We start from the raw sequence: 21,015 nt of genomic DNA on the forward strand, positions 1-21,015 counted from the left end.
ACGTATTTAATTTCAATTTTTAAGTTGAATTTACATATTCGAAATTATTTAGTATAATCGATAGTCATATATTAAATAATTTTGGTTTGAATTTTGACTTCTTCAATTACAAGCTTTGTGGAGACGTTTTTCTGGGCTCAGCAGGATCTCATTCTTCCTGCTGTCCTTGCGATTCCAGCTGCAATTGAAGCGACTCTCTTTTTAGGAAGCTGCTATCAGAATCGAGAGGGGATTGCAGAGCGGTTGAAGGAGGCAAAAGTCCACCTTTTCGATATCTACGAGAATAAGCCTGCAGACGTTGCTAAACTGGCAGCGGTAGCCGTTCTGCTCAGTGGATCCATCATCGCCCCCTTTTGTCTACTCTCCCCAACACTTGCCCTCCCCTCAGCTCTTTTGGCCATCGTTGGCATCGGCCTTCTTTGGGAGGGAGCTGAAAGAGTTCCAGGTCTTATTCAAGATTTAAGCGCATGGACTTTTGAGACATTTACTCCAAAAAACGAAGAGAGCGAGCGCGACTACTACCTTCGAATAGGAGGGGGAGTGTGCAAGGTTCTTCTGGTTAGTGCGCTTGCACTCTCAACGGGTCTAATCGCATTTAAGGCAGGGGGTATCATTAAAGCGGTAATTGGGATGTGGGCGACTAGGCCCTGGTCGATTCCTTCGCTGCTTCCAATGCAGACGCCCGCAGTTGTGCTCATGGAGTATGCACTTGTTGGTCTCTGCCACCTTCTGCTTGCAGTGCGCGCCTATCAAAAAGATGAGAAGATGATGGCGCTCTTCCATGGAGTGAACGCCCTTCTCTCATTTATCTTCCCAGCGGTCTACTGGAGAGATGAGGGCTCAAACCTGCGTCTGCACCACTCTTTCACAGGTCTGCTCATGCAGCTGATGCCGTTTAGATGCACAAAGATGCTAGGCGCCCTAATCTCTTTCGATTCTCTGCTCTATTTCATCTCCTCAAATCGAGGCCACTGGACTTACGGGCGCTTCTCCAACTTCGATTTCATGAATATCGTAGTAGGAAATATTTCTCTTATCCTCCTCTTCTACGTCGCGGCAGGTTTCATAGAACTTGCCTCCAAGAAAATCGAGAAAATGGTACAATTCGAGCCATGTCGCTTGAAAGAAACATCGAGATCAAAAAGTATATCTGCTCTCTCTTCGTAAACGAGGATGAGATTCTTAAGACCGTCCGCACAAATTCCAAGAAAGAGCGTCTGCCCGACATTCAAGTTCCCTCGAATGTAGGGAAGCTCCTCTACATGCTTACTAAACTTCACGCCCCGAAGAGGGTTCTCGAAATTGGTACACTAGGTGGCTATAGCACCATCTGGATTGCGAGAGCTATGGGAGCGGAGGGGCGGATCATCTCGCTCGATATCGACGCGCATAACATACGCGTGGCAAAGGAGCATCTGGCTCTTGCCGGCCTCCAAGAGAGAGTAGAGATCAGATTCGGAAGGGCCACAGAGCTTCTGCAGCAGATGGTCGAATCAAAAGAGGAGCCCTTCGATCTGATCTTTATCGATGCGGACAAGGTGAGCTATCCCGACTATCTCGAATACGCAGTAAAACTCTCATCTCCAGGAACCCTAATCTTAAGCGATAATCTGATTCCCAAAGGGGGAGAGATCGGCGGCAGAGGTCCTGATATGCAGGATGAAGAGAAGGGGATCTACAAGTTCAACCAGCAGATGGCCTCTCATCCGCGGCTTGAAACCATTCTTATTCCCACAATCGTGGGAGAAAAGGGGCGCATAGACGCGCTCGGTCTTTCAATTGTTACGTGACAATCTCTTTTCAAGGCGGCGCATTGAAAAGGCGACGATAAGCGAGGGGAGAAGAAGGAACGAGGCGAGGAGCAGAACTCCCATTTTTACTGAAACAGTTGGCAGTACATCCATCATCTCTTTTAGAAGAACGCTATTCTGTTGAATAAGCGAAGTTGAAGCCTCAACAGCTTGAACATTGGCATAGACAGTTGCAGTGCTCTTCTCAACAGCTAAGGCGTTCTGTGTGATCAGTGCAGAGCTCCGGTCCATCTCATTGTTCATCTCATGAATACGGCCGCAGCCCGCAGCGAGAAGTAGAAGAGCTGAAAAGAGGATGAGCTTGTACTTGATCATACTTCCCAGCCATACCCCTTCCCGAAATACTCTTCAAAGAATTTCTTTAACTTTTAGGAGATTTGGAATCTTCTTTGCGCTCCTCCTTTTTTTCTAGATGGGGGTGGTGAAGAAGAATGAGCTCTTTTTGCGTAATTTTTCCAACGTGTTCTTGAGGATAAGGGCCAGGAAAGCACTCTAAAATGCCGATCACTCTGGAGACGGCTTTGATAAAGCTCTCCAAGTAGACAATGTTGTAATCGAGGAGCTTGCTGTATGCAGCAGTAAAGCGTGTGAGTTCATACACCTCTTGGCGGCAAAATAGTGAGCTAGAAGGAACATCGAAGCAGACATCTAGTTTAAACGGATGAGGAAGTAGAATAGTGATCTTTCCGGTCTCATCCTCTTCAATAACTCCTTTACGCTCTTTGGGAGACGGGCAGACTCTATAGAGCTCTTGAATGCGTTCTAGATCATGGGAGAGCCCCGCCTCTTCCCTAGATGGATAATGAAATAGCATCTCCATCAGCTCTGCTCTTTTTAACTTGCAAAATGCCTGGTGCTCTTCATCTGTTTTTAGTTTTACCAGCTCTGTCATCACTCGATTGAAGATAGTAGAAAATTTGGTGCAAAGAGCTGTGTACTTAACGTAGAGCCGCTGCGTCTCTATCGCCAGCCCTTTTAAAGAAGCATCAACAAAATCTCCGATGAAATCCCCATGAGGCAGCTGGGTTGTACACTTGTTACACGCCTCATAAAGGAAGTAGTCGTGCACCTCCTCATATTCAAAGAGGGCTCCATTGCGTTTAAAGATGTCGGTTTTTCGTGGTACTGGTTTAAAAGTTTGCTCATGGAGTCTGAAGAGGAGCTTTTTAGTCGATGGATGCGTCACGACAGCGCCCTTTGCCGGCACTGGCGGCACCGGCACTTTTACCGTTCTGCTAAACACCGAAAAGACAACTTTCATTAAAGGAGAAGACTCTGCAAGAGCCTCCGCTGTGGTCATTAATGCTTGTAAAGAGGGTGCGACGACCTCCTCATGTTCAAGGAGGTAGATTGCACTCGAGAAAGCGGCCTTTGGAGAAGATGGCTCTGTCACGCCTTGGTTTTGGACTCCGCTTTTGATTCTTGTTTTTTCGATTCTGGATGGCGAAGAAGCTTTAGATTGTCGGGAAGCTTAAAATGCCCTTCTGGGTAAGAAGAGGGAAGGTCCGGTAGCTTCCCTGCTTTCCAACAACGATTGATATATTCTAGATCGGGGGTGAACACGCCTGTTTTTACTCCCACTGACATGGCATATGGGCCGGGAAATGTTTCTAAGAGTCCAATTAGCTTTACGGTGAATCTTATTAGGTTGTTCAGGAAGGAGTAGTTTAAGAGGAGATACTGCCTGTATTCTACATAGAATTTCCTCAGCTCATACTGCTCCCACTTCCAAGTCATTGCACTTTTGCGAACTCGAATTACTCCCCCTGTTAAAAGGTTGGGAAAAGGAATCTCTGTAGCTGAGGCATCATTTTTTAGCGCTTTTTGTTTAGCCAAACAGACCTCTGCTAATGGAAACCAGGGGGTTAGTCGATCCATGGCAAAATTCAGATCGTCCGTAAGGCCCCATGTGACCTCATCTTCTGTTCGAATGAGCTTCAAGAAGCATTTTCTCTGCTCTTGGCAGAAGCGGGTGTGCTCTTCAAGAGACTTCTCCTTATTTATCTCTTTCAATACGTAGACAAACAGCTCGTCAATTTGAGTGATAGCGGCATCAAATACTTTTTTAAGGCCTGCATTTTCTTTTCTTAGAAGAGTTTGAGCTTCTTCGATGTAGGCTGCAACAGGAGTGTTCTTAATCATGCACATCTCTCGGTTGAACGAGAAATTGAGCGTCTCATAAGGAAAGAGGCCCTCTCTATTTTCAAAGGGAACAAAGATGAGTTTTGTAGGGTCTGTGGGATCTCTTGGAGGTATGAATAGTAGCTGATCGCTCATGATTTTCAGCACAGCGCGAAAGTTCTCTAATATCGGATTTGAAGGAGCCTTCGCTGCTGCACCTTGCGCAGGTTTTTCAAGAATTGGTGAGGTTTGAGCTGCCCTGAGAGGCCTGAGGGAGAGGGGAGCTTTAGGCGCAGCTTCAACAACTTGTGTTTGTGCAAGGAGGGCCACCTTCTTAACAGTCTCCTCCCCAATTCCTACTGTTACCACTGCAACTTGGAGAGCTTTTGCAACTTCTAATGAGGCGAGTGTTTTTTGGAGATAAACTAGAGACTCTTGCATGCTTTCAACAGGGGATTTTAATGCTGTCATGCGAACCAGAGTTTGAATTGATGTGCGGCCTGCGCAAAAAAGAGAGCCTTTCCGCTCATGAGCATGCATCCTCTCTTTTGCGCCTCTTGAAGGAGAGGTGTCATTCCAAGGGATGAACCAGGAGTTGAAACTACATCCATCACCATGCTTCCGGGGAGGATCCATCGGGGATCGATCGGCAGGGTCTGGTCATTTGGAGGCATTCCCACCGGTGTCGCATTGATGAGGATCTCATATCCTCGTTTAAAGATCTCTTCGATCTTCTCCATGCCATCCCCTTCGCAAGAGAGCTGAGAGGCCGCTCTTTCTGCGCGGGCAGGTGTGCGGTTAAGAATTAGCACCTCGCCACCGCGCCGTTTTGCCTCGTAAGCAATCGCTAGGGCTGTGCCGCCAGCTCCTAGAATCACTAGCCTCTTTCCTTCAACAGGGCCGAGCAGGTCAAGCGCTCCGAGTCCATCGGTATTCTCTCCACGGATTCTGCCATTTTTAAAGATAAGCGTATTTACCGCTTGAATCGCGCGGGCCTCTTCTGAAAGCTCATCCAAGAGAGGAAGGATCGCCTCTTTGTGAGGCATCGTTACGCTTAGCCCTTTAAAGGGAAGTTGACGTGCCAGGGTAAGAAACTCCGGAAGCTCGTTAGTTTTTAAAGAAATTTTTATATATACACCGTCCGCGCCAATTTCTCTAAGTCTTTTATTATGAGTTAGATGTGAAATACTCTGGTCGACCGGATCTCCGATAAGACCAAATAGGGCGGTTGATGGGGAGAGGGTCGTATATCTATAGGTCTGATGGAGAGTAGCAAGAGAGAGCTGCCCCTCAAAGGCGCTCTTCACATCCAGGAATGTATAGTTAAATAAGCTGCCCGCAACCGGTGCTGTAATCCGAGTAAACTCACCCAGTCTTCCCATGCTGATGCCTGTAAGATTCTCCTCTTGCTTTGTAATAAATACACTCATGCGCAGCGCATCAAGAGAGGATCTAGCTTTGCACGCGATCTTGTATCCGTAGGCATAGGGGCTTCTCATCTTTTGCAAGAGGGGAGCAAGCTCAGGGGTCTCCTCGAAGTTGTGATAGGAGAGCAGGATTTTTGTGTGAGGATATTTCTCAGAGAGCTTCTCTAAAAAGAGCTGAGGAGTATCATGCTCGAGATCGAAGTAGTCGGGAGAGAGCTCGATCAGCTGCTCGATGAGTGCTGAGTGGGCCCCATCATCTCCTTCGAACGAGCCGCCATCTCTTTTTTTTCTCAGTGTGAAAAGAAGGGGAAGGGGAGAGAGGGTTTTAACCCTTTTCAAGTCTGCAAAATCGATGGTTTTAAAGCGATCGAGGCGAAGCTCGATTCCAGCTACCTCTTCCGGAAGGGATGAGAGTAGCGCGTGTGTATCTTCAAGGGAGTTTACGATGACAAAAAGCATAGTATTGCAGCCGGATACCGTTCACTCGTCCGAGATTCTAATCGGAAAGGGGATTTTAAAGCAGAGCTCCTTTTCAACTCATCTTCTTTCCGTAGCAACTCGTTTCGCTCTTTTGATGGATGAGACGGTAGCCCCCCTGTTCCAAGATCTTCTGGTAAAAACAGGCCTGGATATCTCGATTTTTACTTTTCCCGCAGGGGAGAGCTCGAAAACAAGAGAGACGAAACAGAGGCTTGAAGATCAGATGCTCGCAAAAGGGTTTGGAAGAGGGTGTGCGCTCATCGCAATGGGAGGCGGAGTCACTCTGGATCTTGGTGGCTTTATCGCCGCAACCTACTGCCGTGGAGTTCCTCTCATCCACATTCCGACAACGCTGCTTGCGATGGTCGATGCTTGCATTGGAGGCAAAACGGGAGTGAATACACCTCAAGGCAAAAATCTCATCGGCGCCTTCTACCCTGCTGCAAAAGTTCTGATCGATGTGGATACACTGGACTCTCTTCCCGAAGCGCAGATGAGATCTGGGATGGCAGAGGTGATTAAATATGGTCTCACTCTCGATCCTACACTGCTTGAGGAGAGCGATCTCGAGAGGCGCATTTTTCGCAGCTGTGCACTCAAAAAGCGCATCATAGAAGAGGACTATCAAGAGAGCGGATTGCGACGCGTACTCAATTTTGGCCATACAGTTGGGCATGCGATTGAGCTGCTAACAGAATATAAAATTTTACATGGAGATGCCGTTGCGCTCGGCATGGCAATCGAGTGCGCAATGAGCGTCGAGATGGGATATCTAAGCGAAAAGAGCTTCCTGCAGATCATGCAGCTTCTACCTCTCCAAGAATTACATATGGAAGCCGAGAAATTAATGGAAGCGATGAGGCATGATAAGAAGAGCTCCTTAAAATCGCCCCGTTTCGTTGTATTAAAAGAGATCGGAGAGGTCGAGCCCTTTTCCGGCAGCTACTGCACCGAAGTAAACCCAGAAATTTTAGAAAGAGCACTTACTCGCTATGCTTCTGCAATTTTTAGTAGAGCCTTATGAAAAGCCAAAATAGACATGGCTGCTCGAGGCGCTCATTCCCCGCCGGACTTACGTCTCGAGTTGCGGGGCCCCTTTCGCGTCCAGTCGCAGTTGTATTTAAAGAGAGGGGAGAGAAGATCGGGCGCGGGCACGCACACGGGCACGTTCACGAAAGAGAGAAAGAGAGGGGACACGGAACAGAGAGAAAGAGAAAAGAGTGCCCGATTCTTCTCTCACGTCTTTCTTTCGTGAACGTGTGCGTGCCCGTGCCGGTGCCCGATCCCCTTCTTTCGCATGCAGCGCAAGAGGGTCGCAGGGAGGCCCCGAGAGAAAGCGCAGCTTTTTCCTGGCCTACCCGACATGTCTCTACAGGTAGTTTATAACACGAGAAAAAACAAAAATAGTTATGCATCGGTTATGTGTCAGGCCTAGTACGCTAAAGGGAACTCTTCTGATTCCTCCTTCTAAATCGCAGACGATCCGTGCGATTTTTTTTGGAATGATGGGGAAGGGGAGAACGCTGATTAGAAATCCTCTGCTCTCTACGGATACTGAAGCAGCAGTGTCTGCAGCGCGTCTTGTAGGAGCGAGGGTCGATCTGAGAGAGGGGTGTTTGGAGATCGAAGGAGTTGCAGGCACACCTCTTCCGGCAAGAGATGTCATCGATGCAAAAAACTCGGGACTGGTGCTTCGTTTCATGAGTGCACTTGCTGGCCTTATTCCCACATACACGGTGATCACTGGTGACGAGTCGATACGCACGCGCAGGCCTATCATGCCCTTAATTGAAGGGCTGCGCCGGCTAGGGGCTTTTGCAGAGACGACCCGCCTCGATGGCTTTGCCCCGGTCGTGATTCGCGGGCTTATGCAGCCCGGCAGCATTTCAGTCCAAGGTGAGGACTCCCAACCCGTATCGGCTCTTCTGACCGCAGCCTCATTTTTAAAAGGGCAAACTGAGATCCACGTGCAGAATCCAGGAGAGCACCCCTGGATCGATTTAACACTCAGCTGGCTCGATAGGTTAAATATCGGTTATACGCGGAAGGGCTACACACACTTTTCACTCTCAGGAAGTGCGGCCTACGATGGCTTTGAGTATCTCGTGCCCGCCGATTTTAGCTCCGCCGCGTTTCCCATTGGTGCTGCGCTAATCACCGGTTCAGAGCTTGTGATTGAGAACCTGGACTTTTCAGACGCTCAGGGAGATAAAAAGTTGATCTACGCTCTGCAGAAGATGGGCGCGAATATCGAGATTGAAGAGAGGAGGCTCATTGTAAAGAAGAGCAGACTTACGGGATCTACCCTTGATGTTGGCGAGTTCATCGATGGGATTGCGATACTCGCTGTGATCGCCTGCTTTGCCGAAGGGGTCACTGAAATTCATGGCGCAGCAAATGCGCGGAGAAAGGAGAGCGATAGGCTCTCTGCGATCACCTGCGAGCTAAAGAAGATGGGAGCGAAGATTGAAGAGAGAGAAGAGTCTCTGATCGTCACTCCAGCTCCTCTCAGAGGATCTTCGCTCTTTTCGCATCACGACCATAGAATCGCCCTCTCTCTTGCCGTTGCAGCACTAGGAGCCGCTAGCGAATCTGCAATCGATGGGTTCGATTGCACAACCAAGACCTACCCAACTTTCTGCCAGGATATGCGCGCAATTGGAGCAAAATTGTGAACTTGATTCTATGCGGATTTAAAAAGAGTGGAAAGAGCTACTACGGGAAGCTTCTCGCAGAGAGGCTTCAGCTTCCCTTCATCGATACGGATCGGCTGATTGAGAAGCGGATGGACGGGATCAGCTGCGCTCGGATTGTAGAGATCTATGGCGAAGAGAAGTTCAGATCGATCGAGAGCGAGGTGATTGCCTCACTCTCAAATGTAAGGAGTTCGGTCATTGCTCTAGGTGGAGGATCTCTTCTGAGCTCCAGAAATGCAGAGATCGTTTCGCGTTTTGGCAAGATTATCTATCTCTCACTTGGAAGAGAGCGGCTAGCAAAGCGCTTTCAAAACGCGCCACTGCCCACTTTTTTGGATCCAGAGGACTTTGAGGCCTCTTTTCAACGTGCTCATGAAAAGAGAAGAGGGGAGTATGAGCGGATTGCTCATGTAACAATCTCGCTCGATGATTTAAGTGATGAAGAGATTTTAAAACAGCTCGAGGAGAGATGGGAAGCAACACTACTGGTCTGATTTTTAAAATTACCACATGGGGCGAGTCGCATGGAAAGGCGATCGGTGTAGTTATCGATGGCTGCCCTGCGGGCCTCGAGATCACAGAAGCAGAGGTGAATGCAGAGCTTGCGCTGCGACGCCCTGGATATAGCCCCTACACCTCCCCGAGAAAAGAGAGTGACAGCGCCGAGATTCTCTCTGGTGTTTTTGAAGGAAGAAGCACTGGCGCGCCGATCTCGATTATTATTCATAACAGCGATGCAAGATCAGAAAGTTACGAGGCGCTGCGCGATATTCTGCGTCCAGGACATGCGAACTTCACCTATTTAAATAAGTATGGACTCTTTGACTACCGCGGCGGAGGAAGAGCTTCCGCGCGTGAGACTGCATGCAGAGTCGCAGCTGGCGCTGTTGCCAAAAAACTCATTCGTCACGCGGGGATCGAAGTTGTGGCATATATGCAGCAGCTGGCAGAGGTTCAAAGCAGATTTTCTGAAAGAGGAGTAGATAGGATCCGCGAGGAGAGCCGTAAAAGCCCTCTATTTTGTCCTGATGCCGCCGCAGCGTCTGAGATGATTGCTCTCTTGGAGCAGGTGAGGAGCGAAGGGGATTCGCTCGGAGGCGTTGTAGAGGTGCGCACCTCTTCGCTGCCAGTAGGTCTAGGAGATCCAGTTTATGAGAAGCTAGAAGCAAATCTAGCAAAAGCGATGCTCTCGCTTCCTGCAACAAAAGGGTTTGAGATGGGAGCCGGGTTCGAAGCTGCCCGGATGCGCGGCTCTGAGCACAACGATGCGTTTATCTCAGACGATCGGGGTAGCGTAAAAACCAGCAGCAACCACGCGGGGGGAACGCTCGGCGGAATCTCCACAGGGATGCCTCTCTGCTTTCGCGTCGCATTTAAACCCACCTCTAGCATCCGCCTTCCGCAGGAGACGCTAGATCTCCATGGAGATCCGCACACCCTCCAGCTGTCAGAAGGCTCCCGCCACGACCCGTGTGTCGCAATACGCGCGGTTCCCGTCGTTGAGGCGATGACTGCGCTCGTCCTCGCAGATGCACTCCTCATGAGCCGCTGCTCCCGCCTATAATTAAACTTGTGTAATAATTTTATTTTTAAGATAGAGGAGCAAAACCCTTGAGTTCAAAGTTTGATGTCCAGAAAAGCTCTGCTTCTATCATTTCTGCTTGTAGGTGCGCTTCACTCTGAAGAGGAGGTGCGCAGCCGGTGCGACCAGTTTAACATCGGCGTCGGGGTGTTCAATATTGTTAGACACCACCGCCCATGGCAGTACCAGGTCGAGTATAGATGGGATGTGAAGTACCACTTAAGGCCTCTTGTTAGCTTGATGGCGACTGATAAGGGCTCTCTCTATTTTTGCGCTGGACTTGGCTATGATATATTCATGGGGAAATACCTGGTCCTTACCCCCAGCTTTGCACCTGGTCTCTACGTAAGAGGAAGCGGCAAGAGCCTCCATTTTCCTCTCGAGTTTAGATCGTCGATGGATCTCGCTTATATCCTTCCTAACAAGGGGAGGCTTGGCGCTCAGTTCTATCACATCTCCAATGCGAGCTTGGGACATAAGAACCCCGGAGCCGAATCCCTCATCTTCTACTATGCAGTTCCTATTCCGAGGAAATAGCTCCTCAGATAACATAATTAGATGTCCACGCAAACCCTCGCAGCTCATTCAAAGTTTCACGAGAGGCTAATCGCTCTAGGTCGAGCCGCTATTCTATTTGCGATTCTGGTCTTTCCATTTCAGAAAAAACATAAGATTTTTAGCTCACTTGCCTCGCAGATCACTGCGAGCTTCTCTTTCCCAGAAGCTTTCCAGCAGAGCATCTACTTCTATCTCAGCGACATCTCGCTTGTTGTGATTGGCATCCTCTTTTTTTGTATGAGGGGAAGGCTGTTTTCAGGAAGCGCAAAGTACCTTGTCTATCTGATTTTGATCTCTTCTATTTCACTTGTTTTCTCAAACAGCGGAAATTGCACTCTTCACTATATTCGCCTGCTACATTTCTTCATGATTGCGCTACTTTTCTCCGCGCTTGAAAACAGGCTCTTCTTTAGCGACATAAAGGGTCTTTTTACAAAAATTGCCTCTATTATCCTCATCCTCTCCCTCTTCGAGTCCGCAGTGGGAATCTCGCAATATATTATGCAGAGTGAGATTGGACTTAAGTTTTTAGGTGAGGGTAAGGCCCTTCCTGCTTTTCACGCTCCGGAAGGAAAGCTCTGGATCTTCGACCAGTTTTTTAACCGAGCTGGTGAAGCGCGAGCGATGATCCGCTCGATGGGGACTTTCGTCCACCCGAACATCTTTGGCGGCTTCATGATGTTTGCAATTCCGATGAGCTACTATCTATTTACTCAGAGCGAAAATAGAAAGAAGAGAACGCTTATCGCTGCCGCTATCTTTTTTCAGATTCTTACTCTTCTTCTCACATTTTCTCGATCTGCGCTCTTTGCCTGGATGATTGCAAGCAGTGCATGGCTCTTCTTCTCTTTTCGTATGAAAAAGAGTGAGAGGCCCAAGCTCTCACGCCCTCTGATCGGAGCGGTTCTAGTTAGCCTTCTTCTTGCGGTTTTCATAGTTTTTCCAGCATTGAAAGAGAGAGGGGGAGTAATAAACTACAATGAGACAGCGAAAAAGTCCGATCATGGGAGGATTTTTTTTCAGGATATCGCATTCAAAATGATTAGAGAGCATCCGCTTGTGGGCGTAGGATATAATCAGTATGTCGTTCATATGCAGGAGTACACTCCAGAGCCTCTGGAAAGGCACCAGTTCTACCCCGTGCACAACATCTATCTTCTCGTCGCATCTGAAACGGGGCTCTTTGGAGCGCTGGCTCTTCTCTTTTTTATTGGATCGATTTTTTTTCGCGCATTGAAGTCGGAGATGACCCCGATGCTTGCAACACTGCTCTCAATTTTTTTAGGGCTCCTCTTCATCGGCTGCTGCGACTACTACCTCCTGGGCTCACAACCCGGCAGGCTCCTTCTTTTTATCACTGCGGGACTGATAGCCGGAGCTACGCGGTTGACAGATTTGAAAAGCTCCATTAAAACGTGAAAAGCCTGATTAAAATTGTGAGATAGGTTCATGACTTTGTCTGCTCTGCCTGATAAGTTGGGTGAAAGGATCATTTTTTTTGGTCTACCCATTGTCCAGGCTTATCATCTTCTCTGCGGAAGCGTCTTTCTCAACGTTGCGCCTGAGGATGCACGGGGTGTCGAAAAAGTCGCAAGCTACGCCCTTGCACCGGTCCACTATCTCTTATGTGGTCAGACAGCAGAGAAAGTAGCTGAGGAAGATGCGGAGTATACCTACTCCTTTAAACCGCGATTTAGTTACGGAGAGCACTTCCTCGTTAAGACAGCAACCTCATTCGTTGTCCTGCCGCTCAGCGCAGGAGTCGGTGCCGCAATCAAAGCCGCTTCCTATCTTTTTCCAGAGACACGAGATAGGTACCTTGCGATGAAAAAAGACCAGGACTCTCTCTGCGTACGCCCAAATCTCGACTACTACCAGAGCATTGGACTGAATATTCAAGATGTAGAGACCGCTCCTTTTATTCCTCCTCCTTCTTATGTTAGACGACCAGGAGATGAGAGTCACATGTCGGCAGAGAAAGAGTGTCTGAAAGAGATCGTTTCGATCCTGCGTGCAAATAAGATCCCCTTCTGGATCGATTGCGGCACCTGTTTAGGAGCGATGCGTTATGGAGGCATCATCCCTTGGGATTGGGACCTAGATCTCGCCGTACTCCAGCCCGACTTTGAGAATGTGAAGCACGCTCTCAATGCTCTCGATAAGGAGAAGTACATGGTTCAGGACTGGTCTGGCAGAGATAAGCCAGGAAGCTATTTGAAGGTCTTTGTGAAGGGAACTTCCACGCTAATCGATATCTACCACTTTGCCATCGAGCCGAACAAGAAGGTAGTGAGGTCGGTCTTTTCGAATGAGTTCAGCCCATTCTTCCCAGAGTCGCTAAAGATTCGTGAGAGGCGCTACACCGTGGCAACGCCTTTCGATAATATCTTCCCCCTCAAAAGAGCCCATTTCGATGGGATTGAAGTGGCAGTTCCTGGAATGACAAAGGAGTATCTGCAAGCGAGATATGGCCACGATATCGGCCCGGCAAAAGTGTATGATGCCACTACAGGTCGTTACGAAAAAGATCTCTCTCACCCCTACTGGAACATAGCCCATGCAAGATAATAGACCTCTTTCGAAATTCGCTTTGCTCGGAAAAATTGAGGATTTTTGTGCAGATTTGCCGCAAAATTTTGAGAGCATGTGTAAACACATGGTCGAGAAATTTTGTGGTAAAGATGCCAAAAAGACCAATTTTAATGGGCAAATGGAGTTTCGAAAGGGGGCTACTAACTATTGCGGCGTGAAAAAAAGATTTCTCGCTTATCTGATCGATGTGGCAGTCCAAGTGGGTCTAGTTGGCATAGGAGCGCTTCTCCTTGAGATGCAATCCTATTTAGGGCTTCTTGCATGCGGCGCTCTTCTCTTCGCCTCGTGCTGGCTCTACTTCGCACTCATGGAGAGCTCGAAATATCAGGCGACACTCGGCAAGCTCGCAGTGGGAATTAAAGTGGTAGACATCGCAGGAGAGCGCATCTCTTTCTACCGAGCTAGCTGCCGCCACTTCGCCAAACTCTTCTCGAGGCTCTTCTTCGGCCTCGGCTTTGTCATGATGCTCTTCAGCTCTAAAAAGCAGTGCCTCCACGACAAGCTCGCCTCCACCCTCATCCTCCAAAAATAGACCCGCATTCTTTCTTTGATTGAGCGCAGCGAAATCCCTGGAGTGCGTGCGCTCTGCGCCGCCCTGGTTTTGGTAAGATTTAGAGAAAAAATAACAGGATCCGCTTCGCTGGCAGGATCGTCGCATACGCGACGGCAGGATAAGAAAGAGAGAAAGAATTCTTTCTTTCCATCCTGCCGGCGCGGTGAGCGCCGATCCTGCCAGCGAAGCGGATCCTGTTTTTTACTCTTGAACGGCCTCTCGCCGCACTCCAGGGATTTCGCTGCGCTCAATCAAAGAAAGAATGAACTCTCTCTTGCGTTAATTAAATAATTTAATATAACGATGTTTCGTGTGAGATAAAGTAATGTTTATTATGTTATTTTTTAATTTTTACTGGTATAATAGATGGATATTTTTAATATGAGGCGCGAATTATGGCAATTGTATGCAGACCTGAAAATCAAATTGAGATGGGAATATTTACACCAATAGACATGTGGGATCACGTTGCGGGCTACCTCGAGATACAGGAGCTATGTGAGGTGCTGGACCCAGCCCTTCCCGACACTGAGAAGAGCAAAGTCTTCAAAATACTGGTGCAAGGCTCGCAGGCTGGATGGGATAGAAACCTGCTCATCTTCTGGTCGGCGATCTCGTATAGTACTCAAGATGATAGACCTGGTGATGTAGGATCGACGGGGACTCGCCTGGCTGAGGTTGTTGCCTCAAGACCTGCGTACTTAAGTGCCGAAGATCTAACATTTGCAACCACCTACATCGACTCACGCAGCATAGCTCTCTGCCCAAATACAGCGGAGTCTGCTGCGAGGGTTCGGAGTCTACTTAATAACCCAGGTCTCCAAGAAGCGGTCTTTAACAGGATTGCACATATAGATTACAGACGCTACCGGACTGGCATCCATACTCAGCCCATGACACTTGTTGTCCCTGAGCTCTCTCTTTTAAGAAATGTCTACTGGCTGAATTTTGGAAACACTGAGCAGTTTGTTCGCCGTCCCGTCGATCTACGCTCCCTCACAAATTTAGAGAGGGTAGACCTTCGCTACTCTCGCCTTAGAGTAGAAGATCTACAGGTCGGCCAGAGAGTTTGGGTTATTAACGAAGAGTGTGGAAACAACGAGTACAAGAGAGCAAAGCCAGCAATTCTTCCTCCTCTATTTAGCTTTAGCGCCTACCTGACTCGAGAGCTTACAGAGTATCGCGGCAGCGGAAGCGCGCTTCTCGCAAGAATAGGCTTCGAGCTCTGCTACCTAGGACTCATGGTCGCCTCAGCAGTCGAAACGCTTGTGCGCGGCATACTCACAGCTCCTGGCTTTCTCTTTGGAGTCCTTCTGAGAGAGATAGATTGCGGAGATGATGCTCTAGATTTTCTGATGGATATGACACTCAATGGGGCACACGCCTCTGCGGTCAATACGCTCGCCTGCGGAAGTGCGCTCTATTCCAACCTCGCAACAGACGAAGCAATCCGCTACGAACACCTCTAGCCTTTGAGGACGAGGCCTGGCTTGAGGCGGGCGACCATGTTGGCAAGGCCGGCTTCTTGAACGGCTTGAGCAACTAGATCGACATCCTTGTAGGCGTCTGGCATCTCTTCTGTGATCGTTCTTTTTGAGGTCGCCATCACGGTGACCCCCTGATCTTTCATGTAGTGTATAGGATCTCTTCCCTTCCAAGACTCGGACGATTTAACTCGGCTGCGCGCTCTGCCAGCACCATGGCAGCAGCTGCACCAGGTCTTTGTATTTCCAAGGCCTGCGAGAAGGTAGCTCGCTCTTCCCATATCGCCTGGGACGAGGACTGGCTGGCCCGTCTTTTGGAAGAGGGGAGCAAGTTCCTTAGCGCCTGGGCCAAACGCCCGCGTCGCCCCTTTGCGGTGGATGCAGAGGCGCTGCATCTTCCCATTCACTTCGTAGCTCTCAAATTTAGCGATGTTGTGGCAGACATCGTAAAGAAGGCGCACCTCTCCCTCCTGGATATTGAGAACCTCTTTAAAGGCCTGTCTCGCTTTATGGAGGATCTGCTGGCGGTTATTAAAGGCGAAGTTGGCAGCAGCTGCCATGGCAGAGAAGTAGTTTCTTCCCAGCTCGCTTGTGATGGGCGCGGCAACGAGCTGCCTGTCTGGAAGCCCCTCTGCATAGCCTGCGCGAATAAAGCTGTCTAATGAGTCTTGGCACACCTGATGTCCAAAGCCGCGCGAGCCCGAGTGGATGAGTAGGTAGGCTTGACCCTCTTCGATCTTCCACTGCTTGGCGACCTCAGGAAGAAAGATCTTTTCGATCTTGCCGATCTCCACAAAGTGGTTTCCAGAGCCGATGGTCCCTAGCTGATCTCTGCCGCGCAGCTTCGCCGTTTGAGAGACAAATGAGGGATCCGCGCCTTCAATCAACCCATGGCTCTCCATATATTCTAAGTCGATAGGAAGGCCAAGTCCGCGCTCGACGGACCAGCGCGCTCCCTGCACGAGCAGCTTTTTGTAGTCATTGTCTGTGAGCGCAGCCCTCTCCCGATCTCCTCGGCCCACACCTGAGGGGACGTGCGAAAAGATCTGCTGTAGAAGCTGATGCTTCGTCTTCTCAGACCAGTTGTCATACTTATCGTTAATCAGAGCAAGGCGGACGCCGCAGTTAATATCATATCCTACGCCCCCAGGGCTGATGACTCCCGACTCTGCATCCATCGCAGCCACACCTCCGATCGGAAAGCCGTAGCCCCAGTGAATGTCTGGCATGGCGATGCTGTAGCCTACAATTCCCGGCAGATGGGCTACATTGCGCACCTGATCTAGCGGTTTTTGAAATTCTGCCTCTTCAATGAGCTGTTCCGTAGCGATGATGAGGCCCGGAACGCGCATCTCTCCCTCTTGCGGAAGGAGATAAGTCGCAGGCCCAATTTTTTTTAGGTTATACATCGACGATCATCTCCCACTCTAAAATTTGGGCGCTGGATGTTTTAAGATTGCCATGGAAGCTAACCGCTTTAAATGGGATGCCGATCTCGATATCGGTCCTTGCGATCAGCCTATTCAGCGCCATCACGATCTCGTCAAGCGTATCTGCACTCTCGGGAGCAAAGAAGGAGAGAAGAGGAGGAAATTTAAACGCGAGCGCCATCTGCGCGTGAAGGTGAATCTCGCGCACGCTCTCTCCGCGGATAAGAAATGCGATGTCGGCTGTGTGTTCAAACTCTTCAAAGGGAAGAAGAAGAGGGTGGCTCCAGAGAGGTTGGTAGGTTAAATTTCCGACGCTTTCGTAAAGGTGGATGCCAGTTAAAATTAGAGGAAAGTTGCAAGGCAACTTCTTCCACTCTTCAATAGAAAATGGCTCGCGAGCAAGAGTGACGTGCGGCGAAAAGGCTCTTCTCTCTTTTTTGTAGCCGTGCTCAGAGAGCCAGCCTGCGAGCTCTCTTTGAAAGCTTGCAACCTCCTCTCCATGACTTAACCAATTGATGTGTCCCGCAGCGACGTGAGGGTTCTCTTCAGGAAAGAAGAGCACATTGTCGCACTTTCCAACGGCGCCGATGCGAAAGGAGGGGAGGGGCGCGGAAGGAAGAATTTGCTGCAGTGCAGGTAGCGAGGCTCTTCCTAAAAAAGAGAGGGTCATGTGGCGCTCCCTCTCTTTTAATATCCGTCCATGAGGAAGCTCTCTTGGCCAGGCAGCCTCGATCGACGCCCCAAAAAAGAGGCGTCTCTCCTCAGTAGCTAAGGATAAATCCAAAGTTCACCTTGCTGATTTTTGGATCTTCGAACTCGGTTCTGTGGAGCTTAAATCCCCAGTCTAAGCGGAAGGAGAGATAGGGGTTGATCGTGTAGCGCAGGCCTGGACCCGCTCCGAGGAGAAATTCACTCTTCTTCTGCCCCGGTGCAGCTTTGTGGTCGCTTCCAATTGCATAGTCGACAAAGCCTAGAACGATGAGCTCATCGCCCACTTTTCTAAATAGATGGAAAGGGAAGGACCAGAACTCGAAGTTGAAGATGAAGGCGTTGTCGACGTTCACTTCGCGCTCGTTATATCCACGCACCGTGTTGAATCCGCCGAGTCCATACTGCTCGCTTGGAAGCAGGTTCTTGTTGGCGAGCTGGCCGCGCAAGAGCACCGAGAGCGCAAGGTTTGCAGGGAAGTGGTAGACGTCGCCAAGCGTGAACTTTCCGTAGACATAACGATTTTTTGCATCGGGGCGCAGGTTGTCGAAGTCGGAGTTGCTCTGATTGGGGAAGATCTTGCCTGGAGACCAGAAGAGTTCAGTTGAAAATGAAAATTTGTGGTGGCCCGTCTCTTTTCCCCAGTTAAATCCGCCGACTAGCTGCGAGATGTTCACTGTTTTTGTGATGATCGGGATCGTATCGTCGCTCACGAACTCCAAGTTGTTGTTCGTATTTTTGAAGTCGAAGCCGACTACCCACTCTTTGAGGGAGGAGCGGTAGAGTTTTCCCCAGGGCATCTGATAGCGCGCGCTCGCCTGGCTGCTGTGCCCATGGCTCTTAAAGTCGCCGAAGTGGGTGTCTTTAGAACTTAGGTCTGGATGAACAGATCCATATCCTCCAAAGAGCAGTAGAATATGCCGCCAAGGCAGGGGAGCGTTGTAGCTAATCGTGTGGGACTGGAAGTCGTGAAAATCGGAAGAGGTGGTGTACTGGTAGTTTAACTGATGGTCGCAGAAGAAGGCGTTTCCCCAATTGAAGCCCGCAAACCAGCGCTCATTTCCTGTCGCATCGTTACCCGTGTTGTCTCCACCGGTGTAGAATCTTGCGGGGAAGCGGTCTTTTGTCACCAGCTCGATGTCGGTGGTTCCAAACGCCTCTCCAGGTGTGAAGAGGATGTCGGTGCGCCTAAATGGGTTCTTGTTCATCCAGGTGACATCGGTGAGAAGCGAGTCGTTTGTAATCGCATCTCCCGGCTCGATATCCAGATAGCTTTCGATGAGCTTGTTTTTAAACCAGCGGTTGCCCTTGCAGACCACCTTCCCCAGCTTTCCCTCGATCACTACCACTTCGACCACACCATCAGAGATCTCCTGTTCTGGGATCATCACGGTGACTACGGGCCTGCTGTTTTCTCGGTAGTAGGTGATGATGGTCCGCTTGATCTCAACAAGAAGCTCGGGCGTAAGAGATTTTCCGACGGCTAAATCTGCTAAGAGCTTCTCCAGCTTCTGGCCTTTGCCGGGTAGTTTCAAGTCGTGAACCAGTACGCCCTCAGCCGGGGGAAGCTCACTCTTTTCTGTGGGCTTGGGCACGAGAATAAGCGCCCTGATCACAGGGGCATGACTCTCCTGAAGGAGAGGTTCGTCTGCATAGAAAGCAATAGGACTTGTCAGCATAAATGCCGCAAGTAGTAGATTAGAGGAGTTCACCTAAGTTCCCATTGCAGTTAATAAATCTCTTCTCAAGCATGCGGTATGATTTGTCTGGAAGAATCTCTGGGCTAGATAGAGAGTCGGAAGGCTCAAGTTTTTCGTAACCCTGCTTATTATAGCGCTCCCAGAATACCTTCTTGGTGTAGTAAAAGTCGTCAAAGTATTTCAGGTTTTGCAGGAACTCGTAGGTCGCTGTGTTGAAGAGGTCGGTAACGCGCGAGCTCACCCATACGTCCTTATAAAAAATAGTGAAGGGGACGCCTCCTGAAAAGCTGTAGAAGTAGGTCCCCCACGACTCTTCTGACGTCGAGATATACTCTGCGCCTGGATAGTAGGAGACCAGATTTAATACCCCCTCAATGATGTTATTCGACTGCTTTGCAGTAAATAGCCTGAGGGTTCCTCCCTGCATCCGCGTGTTAGGACCCATCAGAACGCCGCCAGGCCCCACTTGAGGTGGAACCGGAAAGTCGTTATCGACTACAACAGTCACATCTTTTGTAGCGCCAATTCCTGCATATCCGCTTCCCGTCGAGTTCAGCGAGAGGTGTCTGCCGCTTACTAAAGAGAGGTTGTTTTTAGAAAAGACAAACGCCCTAGCAGCGCTCTCTTTTCCTCCGAGAAATACCGCATCTCTGCCCGCCATGAGTGTGATGTTGCCGCTCGAGTTGATCTGTGCAACGCGCGTATCAGAGGCGGTTAAGAGGAGGTCTCTTCCAGCTGTGAGAGTCATGCTTCCCTCTGCTGCATCGATCCTGCTATGCAAGCCTTGGGTGCCGCTTCCTATTTTGATATCTTGTGCGGCTTGAATGTAGAGGTGGCCATCTCCTAATTTTACGCTTCCATGTAGTGCGACATCTCCGCGCTCGGATTTTAAATCGAGAGCTCCTCTCTGGAGGATCATCGAGAAGCCTTCGTTAAGAAGAAGATCATCTTCTGCTTTTACGGAGAGAGTAGCAGGAAGATCCGATTGCACTAGCAGGTTTCCCTTTCCCTTTTTCTCACCGCTTCCAAGCGTGATTTGAGCTGCAGAAATTGTAACTTCACTGCCATCGGTTGAAATCGTGCCTGTGTGCTTGATCTTACTACCGTCTGCAATAAGAAAGACCTTTCCCTGCTTTTCAGTGACGCTAAGCGCATCGATGTTTCCAGAGTGGTTGATCGCATAGGTGTAAGGGTTTCCATCCGCCTTGAGCTCCACCTGAAGTGCGGAGATCTCGCCGCTAGCGGAGATCGAACCTTCAGAGGTGCCATCTGTTTTTGGTCGAATGAAGAGCTTCTCATGGCCAGTAGGCTTAAGCCAGATCTCGTGTCCCGCTCCAAGCAGAGTCGACCCTCTTGGCGAGCTGATCATTCCGCTGTTATCCACGCTCCTTGCCAAGATGATCACATCGCCATCCCATGCGGTGATCGTTCCTAAGTTGATGATGAACTCGGGTGAGCTTCCTTTGAACAGAAGATCTCTTCTCTGCATGAAGTCGTGATCTAAGATGTCCAGCGTTGAAGCGACAAATGCACCGACATTAATCGCGCCACTCTCTCCGATGAGAATTCCTTGGGGGTTGATGAGAAAGACCTTTCCGGTTGCCTCTAGAGTTCCAAAGATATTCGAGGGGATAGCGCCCGTAACGCGATTGAGAACGATCGAGTTTGAACTCGGCTGCACAAAAGAGGTCGTCTCACCAGCTCCGATAGAGAAGTCCTTCCAGTGAATGATCGCCTTATCGCTCGCTGTGATCGTTAACTGGGTGGTGCTATTTGTAGTAAATCCAGCCTCTCCCGCGATCACAACAGGATCTTGCGGGTTCGCATGGCAGACTGAAAGCGGAAGTAGCAGGTAGAAATAAAGCTTTTTCAT

General features: G+C 49.5%; 19 protein-coding genes. 11 read left to right on the top strand and 8 right to left on the bottom strand.

The window, feature by feature from the left end:
• Positions 1-93 precede the first annotated feature (93 nt).
• Together HYX48_00740 and HYX48_00745 are read left to right on the top strand one after the other, a co-directional pair.
• Positions 94-1,167: a hypothetical protein gene (locus HYX48_00740; protein ID MBI2742430.1), complete on the top strand. Its 1,074-nt coding sequence runs from the start codon at positions 94-96 to the stop codon at positions 1,165-1,167.
• Entirely contained in the window at positions 1,113-1,790 is a 678-nt protein-coding gene (locus HYX48_00745) for an O-methyltransferase (GenBank protein ID MBI2742431.1), read from the top strand. The genes HYX48_00740 and HYX48_00745 overlap by 55 nt, the downstream gene beginning before the upstream one ends.
• Here HYX48_00745 and HYX48_00750 read toward each other — a convergent pair.
• Genes HYX48_00750 through aroE form a run of 4 tightly spaced genes read right to left on the bottom strand, consistent with a single transcriptional unit; the run spans position 1,776 to position 5,818 of the window.
• The gene (locus HYX48_00750; GenBank protein ID MBI2742432.1) at positions 1,776-2,126 is read right to left on the bottom strand and encodes a hypothetical protein; all 351 of its coding nucleotides are present in this window, start codon (positions 2,124-2,126) and stop codon (positions 1,776-1,778) included. The two genes, HYX48_00745 and HYX48_00750, sit on opposite strands and share 15 nt — an antisense overlap.
• Before the next feature lie 46 nt (positions 2,127-2,172).
• Complete coding sequence (locus tag HYX48_00755; protein MBI2742433.1) at positions 2,173-3,204, bottom strand: hypothetical protein; 1,032 nt, start codon at positions 3,202-3,204, stop codon at positions 2,173-2,175.
• Positions 3,201-4,403, bottom strand: a complete 1,203-nt coding sequence (locus HYX48_00760) for a hypothetical protein (protein MBI2742434.1) — start codon at positions 4,401-4,403, stop codon at positions 3,201-3,203. The genes HYX48_00755 and HYX48_00760 overlap by 4 nt, the downstream gene beginning before the upstream one ends.
• On the bottom strand, positions 4,400-5,818 hold the full coding sequence (gene aroE / locus HYX48_00765; GenBank protein MBI2742435.1) for a shikimate dehydrogenase: 1,419 nt from the start codon (positions 5,816-5,818) through the stop codon (positions 4,400-4,402). Before aroE ends, HYX48_00760 begins: the two co-directional genes overlap by 4 nt.
• Here aroE and aroB point away from each other — a divergent pair.
• The 9 genes from aroB (at position 5,805) to HYX48_00810 (ending at position 15,289) form a co-directional block, all read left to right on the top strand.
• Positions 5,805-6,863 carry a 3-dehydroquinate synthase gene (gene aroB, locus HYX48_00770; GenBank protein ID MBI2742436.1) on the top strand — a complete coding sequence of 353 codons (1,059 nt, stop codon included), beginning with the start codon at positions 5,805-5,807 and terminating at the stop codon, positions 6,861-6,863. The genes aroE and aroB overlap by 14 nt on opposite strands.
• Before the next feature lie 385 nt (positions 6,864-7,248).
• The gene (gene aroA / locus HYX48_00775) at positions 7,249-8,514 is read left to right on the top strand and encodes a 3-phosphoshikimate 1-carboxyvinyltransferase (protein MBI2742437.1); all 1,266 of its coding nucleotides are present in this window, start codon (positions 7,249-7,251) and stop codon (positions 8,512-8,514) included.
• On the top strand, positions 8,511-9,029 hold the full coding sequence (locus tag HYX48_00780; GenBank protein MBI2742438.1) for a hypothetical protein: 519 nt from the start codon (positions 8,511-8,513) through the stop codon (positions 9,027-9,029). The genes aroA and HYX48_00780 overlap by 4 nt, the downstream gene beginning before the upstream one ends.
• Positions 9,005-10,099, top strand: coding sequence for a chorismate synthase (aroC, locus tag HYX48_00785; GenBank protein MBI2742439.1), 1,095 nt, complete (start codon positions 9,005-9,007; stop codon positions 10,097-10,099). The genes HYX48_00780 and aroC overlap by 25 nt, the downstream gene beginning before the upstream one ends.
• A gap of 63 nt (positions 10,100-10,162) precedes the next feature.
• Entirely contained in the window at positions 10,163-10,654 is a 492-nt protein-coding gene (locus HYX48_00790) for an acyloxyacyl hydrolase (protein ID MBI2742440.1), read from the top strand.
• A gap of 21 nt (positions 10,655-10,675) precedes the next feature.
• Positions 10,676-12,094, top strand: coding sequence for an O-antigen ligase family protein (locus HYX48_00795; GenBank protein MBI2742441.1), 1,419 nt, complete (start codon positions 10,676-10,678; stop codon positions 12,092-12,094).
• Between the two features lie 30 nt (positions 12,095-12,124).
• Entirely contained in the window at positions 12,125-13,243 is a 1,119-nt protein-coding gene (locus HYX48_00800; GenBank protein ID MBI2742442.1) for a LicD family protein, read from the top strand.
• Positions 13,244-13,421: 178 nt separating this feature from the next.
• Positions 13,422-13,799, top strand: coding sequence for an RDD family protein (locus HYX48_00805; GenBank protein ID MBI2742443.1), 378 nt, complete (start codon positions 13,422-13,424; stop codon positions 13,797-13,799).
• 416 nt (positions 13,800-14,215) lie between these two features.
• The gene (locus HYX48_00810) at positions 14,216-15,289 is read left to right on the top strand and encodes a hypothetical protein (protein ID MBI2742444.1); all 1,074 of its coding nucleotides are present in this window, start codon (positions 14,216-14,218) and stop codon (positions 15,287-15,289) included.
• Here the strand turns inward: HYX48_00810 and HYX48_00815 are convergent.
• From HYX48_00815 to HYX48_00830, 4 genes are read right to left on the bottom strand one after another with little or no spacing between them, the layout of a single operon-like run.
• Positions 15,286-16,713: an RtcB family protein gene (locus tag HYX48_00815; protein MBI2742445.1), complete on the bottom strand. Its 1,428-nt coding sequence runs from the start codon at positions 16,711-16,713 to the stop codon at positions 15,286-15,288. The genes HYX48_00810 and HYX48_00815 overlap by 4 nt on opposite strands.
• Complete coding sequence (locus tag HYX48_00820) at positions 16,706-17,518, bottom strand: hypothetical protein (protein ID MBI2742446.1); 813 nt, start codon at positions 17,516-17,518, stop codon at positions 16,706-16,708. Before HYX48_00820 ends, HYX48_00815 begins: the two co-directional genes overlap by 8 nt.
• Positions 17,496-19,154: a ShlB/FhaC/HecB family hemolysin secretion/activation protein gene (locus tag HYX48_00825; protein MBI2742447.1), complete on the bottom strand. Its 1,659-nt coding sequence runs from the start codon at positions 19,152-19,154 to the stop codon at positions 17,496-17,498. The genes HYX48_00820 and HYX48_00825 overlap by 23 nt, the downstream gene beginning before the upstream one ends.
• Positions 19,141-21,015 (bottom strand): filamentous hemagglutinin N-terminal domain-containing protein, encoded by a 1,875-nt coding sequence (locus tag HYX48_00830; GenBank protein ID MBI2742448.1) that lies wholly within the window; start codon positions 21,013-21,015, stop codon positions 19,141-19,143. The genes HYX48_00825 and HYX48_00830 overlap by 14 nt, the downstream gene beginning before the upstream one ends.

It is taken from the genome of Chlamydiales bacterium, from assembly GCA_016185065.1.
In the GTDB taxonomy this organism is placed as follows: Bacteria; Chlamydiota; Chlamydiia; order Chlamydiales; family Rhabdochlamydiaceae.